This window comes from Nonomuraea fuscirosea (assembly GCF_003001935.1).
Lineage (GTDB): Bacteria > Actinomycetota > Actinomycetes > Streptosporangiales > Streptosporangiaceae > Nonomuraea > Nonomuraea fuscirosea.
In genome coordinates, this window is the sequence record NZ_PVNG01000002.1 from 439423 (window position 1) to 451484 (window position 12062).

Genomic DNA, 12062 nt, shown 5'->3' on the forward strand with positions numbered 1-12062 from the left:
GACGAAAGGACCTTGCGATGACCACCTCCGGGCTGGGGTCCTCACTCGCCTACCTGCTCAGCCGTGCGGAGCGGGGCGTCAACCGCGGGCTGGCCGCGGTGCTCGCCGGGGAGGACGTCACGGTCGAGCAGTGGCGCATCATGCGGGCCCTGGCCGACGGCCGCGGCGAGTCGATGGGCGAGCTGGCCGCGGCCGTGCTCATGCCGCACCCCACGCTGACCAAGGCCGTCGACCGGCTCATCGACCGGGCGCTGGTCTACCGGGGGCCGGCGAAGGGCGACCGGCGGCGGGTGGCGGTGTTCGTCTCCGAACGCGGCGCCGAGCTGCTGGCGCGGGTGGACGGCACGGTGGCCGAGCAGCAGGGGGAGATCGCGCGGGCGTTCGGGCAGGAACGCACCGAGCAGCTCATGCGCGATCTGGAGGGCCTGGTCGAGGCGCTCGACTACGCCGAGCTCAAGCTCTGACCGCCCGCACGAAGCTCTGACCACCCGCACGAAGCTCAGACCGTCGGAGCGGACGGTGCTCAGCGCGGACGCCTCACCGATCCTCGCGCTTCCTGCTCGTATCGGCCGCGATCAACGCCACCAGCCCGGCCGCGGCCACGCCCAGGTAGGCCGGCAGCGGCAGGTCGACGAGCCGGTGCAGGAAGCCCCACTCGCTGTCGAACCACATCCGCCCGACGAATCCGGCGACGCCCTGGATGACGGCGATCACGCCGACGATGTTGATGATGCCTCTCATGCGCATCACGATGCGGCACGAGGCCCGCCCAGGGCATCGAACCTTGGGCGGGCCTCCCGCTACTTAAGTAGGTCGCACGGTCACGGGTACAGGCCGCGCATCTGGTGCGCCTCGGCCACCCGGCTCACGCCGATGACGTGCGCCGCCTGCCTGAGCGTCAGCCCGCGGTCCGCGGCCGTGGCGGTGACCTCGGCGTAGGCGGCCAGCATGAGCTCGCGCAGCTTCAGCTCGACGTCGCCCGAGCTCCACGAGTAGGCCTGCATGTTCTGCACCCACTCCAGGTACGACACGATCACCCCGCCGGCGTTGGCCAGGATGTCGGGCACGACCGTGGTGCCGTTCGCGGCGAGGATCTCGTCCGCCTCGGGCGTGACGGGCCCGTTGGCGCCCTCGACGATCAGTCGGGCGCGCACCCGGGGCGCGTTGGCCTCGGTGATCGCGCCTTCGAGCGCGGCCGGGACCAGGACGTCCACGTCCAGCTCGAACAGGTCCTCACGAGGCAGTTCGTCGGCCTGGTGGAACCCGCGCACACCGCCCGACTCGGCCGCCCAGGCGCGCAGGCGGGCCACGTCGAGGCCGGCCGCGTTGTAGACGGCCCCGCTGACGTCGGAGACCGCCACCACCTTGCAGCCCGCGTCGGCCAGGTATTGCGCGGCCGGGCCGCCCACCTTGCCGAAGCCCTGCACGGCCACGGTCACGCCCTCGGGCGAGCGGCCGAGCGCGGCCAGCGCCGCGATCTGCACGCCCCGCGAGGTCGCGCCCGCGCGTCCCAGCGAGCCGCCCAGCGTCGTCGGCTTGCCGGTGACCACGCCGGGCACCGAGTATCCGGTGTTGACGCTGTAGGTGTCCATGATCCAGGCCATGGTCCGCTCGTCGGTGCCGACGTCGGGGGCCGGGATGTCCTTCTCCGGGCCGATCAGCGGCAGGATCTCGTTGACGTAGCGGCGGGTCAGCCGTTCGAGTTCGCGGGTGGTGAGCCCGGTCGGATCCACGGCCACGCCGCCTTTGGCGCCGCCGTACGGGATGCCGACCAGTGCGCACTTCCACGTCATCCACATCGCGAGCGCGGTGACCTCGTGGATGTCGACGGCGGGATGAAACCGCAGCCCGCCCTTGGCGGGGCCGCGTGAGACGTTGTGCTGCACCCGGTAGCCCTGGACGACGTCCAGGCGTCCGTCCTCGCGACGCACCGGGACCGAGACGGTCAGGGAGCGGCGGGGCGTGGCCAGCATCGTGCGGAGCCCGTCGTCGAGCCCGAGATGTTCGGCGGCCCGGTCGAGCTGGTGCAGCGCGGAGTCGAGGGCCTGACGGCCCGGGGTGATCAGGGCCGGCGTCGTTGACGGCACCATGATGCTCATGGAAGAACTTCCTCCCGATATGTACGCCCTTTTTATCGGAAGAGGCGCCGTTGCCTCTCCCTTTTGGGCGTTGATGTCACGATCATCCTAGAGCGGGGCGTTTGACCTTGCCGAGTTTTGGTAGAAATCGAAGCCGTTGATCGGATGTGGCGGACCGCGCCACTCTGGCAGGCTTGCGCACGAGAGTGTGACGGAACGTCGAACCAGGAGGTTTGTCCATTGCCCGCACTGGTGGTGGGGCCGATGCTGCGGTATGTCGACTCCGAAAGCGCGTCGATCTGGGTGGAGACCGCCGAGCCCTGCACGGTCGCCGTCGAGGCGGGAGGCAGGACTTACCGGTCGCCCACCTTCACCGTGCACGGTCACCACTACGCGATCGTGGATCTCGTCGAGTTGTCCCAGGATATCGCGTCGTACACGGTGGAGCTCGACGGGGAGCGGGTTTGGCCGATGGCGGGTCGCCCGCCGTCCCGGATCAGGCTGCTGCCCCGGGAAGGGGTGCGCCGGGTGGCGTTCGGATCGTGCCGCACCAGCGTGCCCCACGACGCCGCGCACGTGCGTTCCCACGGTGACGACGTCCTGCGCGCCTTCGGCGAGCACCTCCCCGAGGCCGGCGAGGACGAGTGGCCCGACCTGCTGCTGCTCCTCGGCGACCAGGTCTACGCCGACAACCCCTCGCCCGACATGCTGGCCTACATCCGCTCCCGCAGGGACACCGAGCCGCAGGGCGAGATCGCCGACTTCGAGGAGTACGCCGAGCTCTACCGCCAGGCGTGGACCGAGACCGAGATCCGGTGGCTGCTGTCCACCGTGCCGAGCGCGATGATCTTCGACGACCACGATCTGCGCGACGACTGGAACACCTCGCAGCCCTGGCGCGAGCAGATGGCCAGGACGTCGTGGTGGCGCCGCCGGGTGGTGGCCGGGCTCGGGGCGTACTGGATCTACCAGCACCTCGGCAACCTCTCACCCGCCGAGCGGGCGGAGGACCCGCTGCTGCGCAAGCTGATGGAGGGCGACGGCGGGCAGGCCCTCGACGCCTTCGCCGACAAGGCCGACGCCGAGCCCACCAGCAACCGCTGGAGCTACGCCCGCGACCTCGGCCCGGCCCGGCTCATCATGGTCGACACCCGGTGCGCCAGGCAGCTCACGCCCGGCAACCGCCGCATGCTCGACGCAGACGAGTGGGCCTGGCTGGAGGAGCAGGTCAGCCGCCCGACCGAGCAGCTGATCATCGGCTCGTCGATCCCGTTCCTGCTGCCCGAGGGCGTCCACGGCGTGCAGAACTGGAACGAGGCCCTGAGCGACGGCAAGTGGGGGCCCGTGGTGCGGCGGTGGTCGGAGACGTTCCGGCAGGCCATCGACCTGGAGCACTGGGCGGCGTTCCGGCGCTCGTTCGAGGACCTGGCCCGGCTGCTGATCGGGCTGGGCAAGCCGGTGATGATCCTGTCGGGCGACGTGCACTACTCCTACCTGGCCAAAGCCGATCGCGGGCCCGTCTTCCAGATCGTCTGCTCGCCGATCCGCAACCCGCTCAGCCGCATGCTGCGCTGGGCCAACGTGTTCACCCAGTTCTCGATCGCGACCCTGGTGGGCGGCCTGCTGGCGCGCTCGGCGGGCATCCCGCGCCCGCCGTTCCGCTGGCGGATCACGAAGGGCCCGCTGTTCCAGAACGCGCTCGCCGTGCTGACCCTGCCCGACGAGGTCACCTGGTACGGCTCCACCGGCGAGGTGGTCAAGCCGATCGACTCCGCCCGCCTACGCTGATCTCCATGGATGCCAACGCCGTCGCCGTACCCTTCTACGATCTCTGGCACGAGGACGGGCACGTGCCGCTGATCCGTGAGCTGCTGCCGCCCCTGCTGGCCGGGGTGCGGCGCGGTGTGATCGAGATCGGCGCGGGCACGGGCCTGATCACCGAAGTGATCGCCCGCGCCACCCCGGCCGAGATCTACGCCGTCGAGCCGTCGCTCGGCATGCGTTCCGTGCTCGTCTCCCGGCTGGCCCAGGACCCGCCGGCCCTCCGGCGGGTGACCGTGCTGCCGTGCGGGGCCCTCGACGTGGACGTGGACGAGCCGGTCGAGGCCGTGGTGATGATCTCGGTGCTGCAGAGCTTCTCCGCCGCCGAACGGGCCGAGCTGTGGCGGGTGCTGGCCAGGCAGCTGGAGCCGGGCGGGCGGCTGCTGTTCAACTGGCGGCAGCGGGGCGCGGCCGTGCCGGGGGAGCTCGTGTCCATGGGCTCCTATCCGGTGGGGCGGCACACGTACGAGGTGGCCGGGCAGGTGCTCGACGCCTCGGGGGAGAGCGTCACCTCGCGCTTCGTCTACCGGACCAGGCAGCGCGGCGTGGTGGTGAGCGAGGACGAGGTGGTCTCCACCAGTCACTGGCCGGCCGGGGAGGTCCTGGTGGCCGAGCTGAAGGAGCAGGGGTTCGTCGCCGAGGACGCGCCCGACGGCATGCAGGTGTGGTCGCTGCCCGCATGACATGCCGGGGCCCGGCCACCACCGGTGGCCGGGCCCCTGCCGCCTCCTTCCGCTCCGCCGGGCTCACCGGCGCTACGGCTGCCCTGTTACGGGTGCTGCAGGTCGTAGACGGCGTCGGTGAACTGGTCGATCGCCCAGAGCAGGTCCTCTTCCGAGATGACGATCGGCGGCGCCAGCCGGATCGTGGACCCGTGCGTGTCCTTGGCCAGCACGCCCCGCTTCAGCAGCGCCTTCGAGACCTCGCGGCCGGTGCCCAGGTCGGGGTGGATGTCCACGCCCGCCCACAGCCCGCGCCCGCGCACCGCCACCACGCCGCCCTTGCCGACCAGGTCGCGCAGCCGCGTGTGCAGCAGCTCGCCCAGCTTGGCGGCCCTGGCCTGGATCTCGCCGGTGCCCAGGATCTCGATCACCGCGTTGGCCACCGCGCACGCCAGCGGGTTGCCGCCGAACGTGGAGCCGTGCTGGCCGGGGTGGATGACCCCGAGCACGTCCCGGTTGGCCGCGACGGCCGAGACCGGGACGACGCCGCCGCCCAGGGCCTTGCCCAGGACGTACATGTCGGGCACGACGCCCTCGAAGTCGCACGCGAACGTCTGGCCCGTGCGCCCCAGCCCCGACTGGACCTCGTCGGCGATCATCAGGATGCCCTGGGCCGTGCACAGCTGCCGCACCTCGCCCAGGTAGCCGTCCGGCGGCACCAGCACGCCGGCCTCGCCCTGGATCGGCTCGACCAGCACCCCGACCGTGTTCGCGTCCACGGCCTGCCTGATCGCCTCGATGTCGCCGTAGCGGACGACGCGGAAGCCCGGCGTGTACGGGCCGAAGTTGTCGTGCGCGTCGGGGTCGGTGGAGAAGCTGACGATCGTGGTGGTACGGCCGTGGAAGTTGCCCTCCATCACGATGATGTTGGCCTGGTCCGGCTCGACGCCCTTGACCTCGTAGCCCCACTTGCGCGCCACCTTGATGGCGGTCTCCACCGCCTCGGCGCCGGTGTTCATGGGCAGGACCAGGTCCTTGCCGGTGAGGTCGCCCAGCCCGGCGCAGAACTGCGCGAACTGGTCGTGATAGAAGGCGCGGCTGGTCAGCGTCAGCCGTTCGAGCTGCTCCTTCGCGGCCTGGATGATCTTCGGATGGCCGTGGCCGAAGTTGAGCGAGGAGTAGCCGGACAGGCAGTCCAGATACCGCTTGCCGTCGACGTCGGTGACCCAGGCGCCGTGCGCCTCGTGGATCACCACGGGCAGTGGATGGTAGTTGTGCGCGCTGCGGCGCTCGCTCACTTCGATCAGCTCTGCGCTGGTGGTCATGATCAGTTCTCCCCCCTGATCTCAAGTGTGCAGCACTTGGGGCCGCCGCCCGCCTTACGCAGCTCCGACAGATCGACCGGGATCACCTCGTAGCCGCGCCGCTTGAGCTCCAGCTGCAGATCGGAGGCCTCGGCGTTGACGACCACGTTCGTGCCGTCGCTGACCGCGTTCAGCCCGAGTACCTCGGCGTCGCGGTCCGTCGCGATCACCGCGTCGGGGAACATGCGGCGCAGCACCGCGAGGCTCCCCGGCGAGAAGGCGGCGGGGTAGTAGCCGACGTTGTGCCCGTCGATCGGGAACAGCGCCGTGTCGAGGTGGTAGAACCGCGGGTCCACCAGCGTCAGCGAGACGACGGGCCGGCCCAGGTATTCCTGCGCCTCCTGGTGGGCGACCACGTCCGTGCGGAAGCCCGTGCCGGCCAGGATGACGTCGTCCAGGGTGAGGAAGTCGCCCTCGCCCTCGTTGACGTGGGACGGTTCGAGCGCCTCGTAGCCGCGGTCGGTGAACCAGCGCAGGTAGGCCGGGCCCTCGGCGGCGCGCTGCGGGTAGGCGAAGCGCGCGCCGTAGACGCGGCCGCCCACGACCAGGGCGCCGTTCGCGGCGAACACCATGTCGGGCAGCCCCTCGATCGGGTCGATCAGGCTCACCTGGTGTCCGAGCTCCTCGTACGCCGACTTGAGGCCCTCCCACTGCCGGACCGCCACGTCACGGTCCGCTCCGGCCTCGGGACGCATCCACGGATTGATCGTGTACTCGACCGTGAAGTAGTCCGGGCGGCACATGAGGAAGTGTTTGGGCATGCAACGCTCCAACGGGTCGTAACCAGGGAAAACCCCCTTCAGGGGACGCGCCCAGCCTAGGAATGCCCGATTGGGCAAGCCAAGGGGTTGACATTGCGTCTTGCCGCCGATCGGTTGCGTCTTTCACCCGATCGAGGGGGATTCGTTGCGCACCTCGGGCACGGACGGGTTGTGAGTTGCGTCCACCAGCCGCGACAGCACGATGGCGCTCTTCGTCCGCACCACGAACGTCTCCGCCGCGATGCGCTCGATCACCCGTTCGACGTGCCGCACGTCCGTCGCCCTGATGTGCAGGAGCGCGTCCGCCTCGCCGGTGATCGTGGCCGCGCCCACGACCTCGGGGAACCTGGCCACGGCCAGCGCGATGTCCGACGGCTTCGTCTTGCCCTGGCAGAACAGCTCCACGTACGCCTCGGTCGTCCAGCCGAGCGCCTGCGGCGCCACCCGCGCGCTGAACCCGGTGATCGCCCCCAGTTCGCGCAGCCGGTCCACCCGCCGCTTGACCGCCGAGGCGCTCAGCCCGACCCGGTGGCCGATCTCGGCGTAGGTCTGGCGGGCGTCGTCCACGAGCGCCGCGATGATGTCACGATCGAGCCGGTCCAGTTCCACGCGCTCTGTATACCGCCTGGCCAGGCTGGCGCGCGACGAGCGGCACGCGGGAGACTGGGCGGGCGGGCGGCGACCCCCGTCGAGCGCCGCCCCTTCGACTTGTGACCGGAAGGTATTTCGCAGCATGACTATCGCCGGCTTTCCCGAGGATTTCGTCTGGGGAGTGTCCACCTCGGCCTTCCAGATCGAGGGGGCGACCTCCGCCGACGGCCGCACCCCGTCGATCTGGGACACCTTCACCGCCGACCGGGCGGAGGCGTGCGACCATTACCACCGCTATCCCGAGGACGTGCGGCTGATGAAAGAGCTGGGCATGGCCGCCTACCGGTTCTCGGTGAGCTGGACGCGGGTCTTTCCCGACGACTCGGGAAAGGTCAACCAAGCCGGGCTCGACTTCTACGACAGATTGGTCGACGAGCTGACCGGCGCGGGCATCACGCCGTACGCCACGCTTTATCACTGGGATCTGCCGCAATGGGCCGAGGACGCGGGCGGCTGGCCCGCGCGGGACACGGCCTGTCGTTTCGCCGACTACGCCGCCGCCGTGCACGAGCGGCTCGGCGACCGGGTCGGCACCTGGTTCACGCTGAACGAGCCGTGGGTGGCGGCCTTCCTCGGCTACGGCTCCGGCGTGCACGCGCCGGGCCGCGCGTCGGCCCCCGACGCCTTCCGCGCCGCCCACCACATGCTGCTCGCGCACGGCCTGGGCGTACGGGCCCTGCGTGACGCCGGAGCCGCCGAGGTCGGCGCCGTGCTCAACATCTCGCCCGTGATGACGCCGGCCCAGGTCAGCGACTTCGGCAGGACGCTGTCGGAGGAGGACGCCGAGGCCGTCGCGCGGATCGACGCCCTGGTCAACCGGCAGTTCCTCGAACCGATGCTGCGCGGCGCCTATCCCGCCGAGCTGCTGGAGATCGCCGAGCGACACGGCGGTCTCGGCCACGTACGCGACGGGGACCTCGACGTCATCGCCCAGCCGCTCGACCTGCTCGGCGTCAACTACTACACCCCGCTGGTCGTCCAGGCCCAGCCGAGCGAGCCCGCCGGCGCGGCCTTTCCCGGCAGCGAGGGAATCCTCTTCTGCACCATTCCCACGGCCGTCACCGCCATGGGCTGGCCGATCGTGCCCAACTGCCTCGCGCTGCTCCTCGACCGCCTTTCCGGCGAATATCCCGACCTCGACCTGATGATCACCGAGAACGGCGCCGACTTCGTGGACGTGGTGACCGGCGACGGCATTCACGACGTCGACCGGATCAGCTTCGTCGAGGAACACCTGCGGGCTTTGCGGGGCGCCGTCGAGAAAGGCGCGAAAGTACGCGGATATCTCGTCTGGACGCTGCTCGACAATCTCGAATGGGCCGACGGGTACCAGCGCAAGTTCGGTCTCGTGCACGTCGATTTCGCCACCCAGAAACGCCGGTTGAAGGACAGCGCGCTGTGGTACCGCGACGTCATCAGCCGCAACGGCCTGACCGAGGCCCGGCCCAGGCGCCCGACCCTGGAGACGGTGGCCGCCCGCGCCGGGGTGTCGAGGGCCACCGTCTCACGCGTCGTCAACGGGGAGTCGTCGGTCAGTTCCGAGGTGCGGGCCACCGTGATGCGGGCCGTCAGGGAGATCGGCTACGTGCCCAACGCCGCCGCCCGCAGCCTCGTCACCCGCCGCACCAACGCCGTCGCCCTCGTGCTGTCCGTGCCCCGCCAGGGCGGTGACGCGCTGACGGCCGCTGTCGTCCAGTCCGTCGTCCAGTACGTCACGAGCCTGCTGGAGGGCGCGGGCAAGCAGATCACGCTCATGCTGGCCGACACGGCCGAGAGTCATCGCCGCATCGTCGCGCACGTCGAGGGGCGGCTGGCGGACGGGGTCGTGCTGCTGCCGCCCGACCGGGGCGACACCCTCGCCGAGCGGCTCTCGCGCACCGAGGTGCCGGTCGTGCTGCTGGGCAAGCCGCCCATCGCTTCGATGGTCCCGTACGTGGACGTGGACAACGCGGGCGGCGCGGCGGCCGCCACCGACCACCTCGTCTCGCTCGGCCGGCGGCGCATCGGCATGATCTGCGGCCCCATGGACCTGGTCACCGTGCAGGACCGGCTGGCCGGCCACCGTACGGCGCTGCGGCGGGCGGGCCTCCGCCCGCACCTGGCCGTGGCCGACGACCTCACCCGCGCGGCGGGGACGGCGGCCACCCACCGTCTCCTCGGCGACGACCCGGAGCTGGACGCGGTCTTCGCCGCCACCGACCAGCTCGCCATCGGAGCGCTCACGGCGGCGCGGGAGGCCGGCCGGCGGGTGCCGGAGGACCTGGCGGTCGTCGGCTTCGACGACGTGGACGCCGCCTCGGCCACCACCCCGGCGCTGACCACCGTCCGCGTCCCGGTCGCCGACCAAGCGCTCGCGCTGGCCCGGCTGCTGCTGTCACGCCTGGAGGGACGGCACACCACCTCCGTCGTGCTCCCGGCCCGGCTCGTCGTGCGCGAGTCGGCCTGAGGGCGGCTCAGAGTTGCTGCTCGAAGAGGCGGGGGAAGACCTTGGAGACCTTGGACAGCAGGTACTCGCCGTACGTGCCGGTGAAGTCCACCTGGCCGTCCCACCGGCGTCCAGGGGCGTAGGGGAGGGGCGGGACCTCGCTGTCCCAGCCGGGGTCGAAGAAGAACGGGAAGCTGAGACGCTCGTTGCCGCTGCGGTTGCGGACTCGGTGCGGGGTGGAGCGGTAGTGGCCGGCGGTGAGCTTGTCGAGCATGTCGCCGATGTTGCACACGAACGTGCCCGGCACCGGGGGCGCGTCGATCCAGCCGGATCGCGTACGGACCTGCAGGCCGCCGTTGGCGTCCTGGAGGAGCAGGGTGAGCAGGCCGTAGTCGGTGTGCTCGCCCACGCCCCAGCCGTCGTCGTCAGGCGGGCTCGGCGGGTAGTGGAAGATCCGGAACAGGATGGTCGGGTCGGCGGTGTAGCCCGTACGGAAGTAGTCCTCGTCCAGGCCCAGGCTCAGCGCGATCCCGCCCATGACCGCCTGCCCGAGCTCCGTCATCCGGCGCAGGTACGCCAGCACCGCCTCGCGCAGCTCGGGGACCTGCTCGGGGAAGAGATTGGGGCCGTGCAGCGGCAGCGTGCCCGCCGGTTCCTCGGCGCCGAAATAGACGCCCTCCTTCAGGTCCGGACGCCCTGAGGTCAGTTCGCCGCCGACCGGGAAGAAGCCGCGCCAGGCCCGGCCGCCCCGTTCCATCCGGATCTCGTCCTTCACCTCTTCCGGCAGGGCGAAGAAGCGCCGGGCGGCGGCGTCGAGCCGGTCGACGAGCTCGGCCGGCACGCCGTGACCCGAGACGTAGAAGAAGCCGCTCTCCCGGCACGCCGCCCCGATCTCCTCCGCGACCCGCTGCCTGCCCGCTTCTGACTCAGGGCCGGCTGCGGCGGCGAGGAGGGGCGACACATCGATCACCGGCAATGCGCTCACCCGCACCATTGTTCCCCAAATCGCCCGGGTATCCATGGCCGTGGCGGATGCGCGACTTAGCATCGAAGGGAGAACCCCGCCGTGGAGGCCCGATGCGCCTGTTACGCCGCAACCGTTCCCGCCCCAACCGTTCCCTCGGCCGCGACCGTACGGACGGCGCCGAGGACGGAGAGGTCGTCCGCCGGGCGCCCGCCGTGGCGTACGACGGCGACCTCTACCACCTGCCCGACTGGGCGGCGCGCCGGCGCGAGGAGCGCGAGCTGGGCCGAGCGCACGCCGCCGACGGCCAGATCGACACGCTCACCCTGCAGACCGGCGGCGTGCCCCGCTTCCACGAGCTGGAGGACGAGCGGCTGGAGGAGCTGGCCAGGATCGAGGAGCGCACGGAGCAGGAGATCCAGCGGGCGCGGGCGGAGTTCGAAGGCCAGAAGATCAGCCTGGCGGAGTCGCAGCGCGCGTTCGGGGAGGCCAGGAAGGCCCTGGAGGACAGTCAGCGCCGGGTCGCGGAGCTGGAGCAGCCCAGCAGGCGCCCCGGCGACGGCCGGCCCAGCTCCATCGCCGTCTCGGGCAGCCGCTGGCCGGTCGTGCGCCGCTGGCTGCCCGCCGCGCTGCTGCTGCTCCTGCTGCTGATCGTCGAGGTGCCGATCCTCTACCAGGTCATCCTGAGCTGGGGCGACAGTGTGGCCATGACCGCGCTCCTGGCCGCGGGCGCCGCCCTGATCATGCTCGTGGCGCCGCACATGTACGGGCGCGCGTTCCGGTCGTGGCAGGAGCACGGCAGCCCGCTCAGGGGTCGCCTGCTGCTGATCGGCGCGGCGCTCGTCTGGCTCGGCCTCATCGCCGCCGTGGCCGTCCTGCGCCGCGACGCCCTGGTCAGGCCGCTGGTGGTGGACGGCCAGGAGATCGGCCCCACCTCCGACGGGGTCGGGCAGCTGCCCACCATGATCCTGCTGCTCGCGCTGCTGATCGCCACCGCCCTCATCGCCGCAGACCTGGGACGGCGCATGCACAACCCGAACGACCGCCGCCTGTGGGAGCTGCGCGCCAAGCGTGACGCCGAGTCCCGCGCCTGCGCCGCCGCCCAGGCCGCGTACCAGCGCGACGCCTCGTACGCGGAGAGCATCGCGCAGTACCTGCAAGGGGTGGAACGGCGGCGGGCCGGGCGGGTGCGGCAGCTCGACAGCGGGTTCGACAGCCTGGGGACGGCCTACCTCGGGGGCGTCGTGGAGGGGCTCAGGGATCCGGAGGCGGCCAGCTGGGCCGAACGCATCGTCCACCACCGCCGCACTACTCGTCCCTGACCGTCCCTTATGCG

11 protein-coding genes are annotated in these 12062 nt (G+C 71.3%); 5 read left to right on the forward strand and 6 right to left on the reverse strand.

From position 1 onward, the window contains the following. Positions 1-17 precede the first annotated feature (17 nt). Positions 18-464, forward strand: a complete 447-nt coding sequence (locus tag B0I32_RS05545; RefSeq protein WP_106236062.1) for a MarR family winged helix-turn-helix transcriptional regulator — start codon at positions 18-20, stop codon at positions 462-464. Between the two features lie 73 nt (positions 465-537). On the opposite strand, the gene B0I32_RS05550 is transcribed toward B0I32_RS05545, so the two are convergent. After that, positions 538-741, reverse strand: coding sequence for a hypothetical protein (locus B0I32_RS05550; RefSeq protein WP_106235535.1), 204 nt, complete (start codon positions 739-741; stop codon positions 538-540). 80 nt (positions 742-821) lie between these two features. Continuing rightward, entirely contained in the window at positions 822-2099 is a 1278-nt protein-coding gene (locus B0I32_RS05555) for a Glu/Leu/Phe/Val family dehydrogenase (protein ID WP_106235537.1), read from the reverse strand. A 231-nt stretch (positions 2100-2330) separates the two neighbouring features. On the opposite strand from B0I32_RS05555, the gene B0I32_RS05560 reads away from it, so the two are divergent. Further along, positions 2331-3866: an alkaline phosphatase D family protein gene (locus B0I32_RS05560; protein ID WP_435830714.1), complete on the forward strand. Its 1536-nt coding sequence runs from the start codon at positions 2331-2333 to the stop codon at positions 3864-3866. Positions 3867-3871: 5 nt separating this feature from the next. Next, on the forward strand, positions 3872-4582 hold the full coding sequence (locus B0I32_RS05565) for a class I SAM-dependent methyltransferase (RefSeq protein WP_106235539.1): 711 nt from the start codon (positions 3872-3874) through the stop codon (positions 4580-4582). An 86-nt stretch (positions 4583-4668) separates the two neighbouring features. Here B0I32_RS05565 and rocD read toward each other — a convergent pair whose 3' ends face one another. From rocD to B0I32_RS05580, 3 genes are all read right to left on the reverse strand, one after another. Continuing rightward, the gene (rocD, locus tag B0I32_RS05570; RefSeq protein WP_181307039.1) at positions 4669-5886 is read right to left on the reverse strand and encodes an ornithine--oxo-acid transaminase; all 1218 of its coding nucleotides are present in this window, start codon (positions 5884-5886) and stop codon (positions 4669-4671) included. Between the two features lie 2 nt (positions 5887-5888). Next, positions 5889-6686 carry a dimethylargininase gene (gene ddaH / locus B0I32_RS05575; protein ID WP_106235543.1) on the reverse strand — a complete coding sequence of 266 codons (798 nt, stop codon included), beginning with the start codon at positions 6684-6686 and terminating at the stop codon, positions 5889-5891. A gap of 123 nt (positions 6687-6809) precedes the next feature. Continuing rightward, positions 6810-7295, reverse strand: coding sequence for an Lrp/AsnC family transcriptional regulator (locus B0I32_RS05580; RefSeq protein WP_106235545.1), 486 nt, complete (start codon positions 7293-7295; stop codon positions 6810-6812). Positions 7296-7419: 124 nt separating this feature from the next. On the opposite strand from B0I32_RS05580, the gene B0I32_RS61365 reads away from it, so the two are divergent. Continuing rightward, on the forward strand, positions 7420-9783 hold the full coding sequence (locus B0I32_RS61365) for a GH1 family beta-glucosidase (protein WP_106235547.1): 2364 nt from the start codon (positions 7420-7422) through the stop codon (positions 9781-9783). Positions 9784-9790: 7 nt separating this feature from the next. On the opposite strand, the gene B0I32_RS05590 is transcribed toward B0I32_RS61365, so the two are convergent. After that, complete coding sequence (locus B0I32_RS05590) at positions 9791-10747, reverse strand: isopenicillin N synthase family dioxygenase (RefSeq protein ID WP_219911659.1); 957 nt, start codon at positions 10745-10747, stop codon at positions 9791-9793. Between the two features lie 92 nt (positions 10748-10839). Between B0I32_RS05590 and B0I32_RS05595 the strand changes: the two genes are divergently transcribed. Continuing rightward, positions 10840-12048 carry a hypothetical protein gene (locus B0I32_RS05595; RefSeq protein ID WP_106235551.1) on the forward strand — a complete coding sequence of 403 codons (1209 nt, stop codon included), beginning with the start codon at positions 10840-10842 and terminating at the stop codon, positions 12046-12048. The last annotated feature ends 14 nt before the right edge of the window (positions 12049-12062 follow it).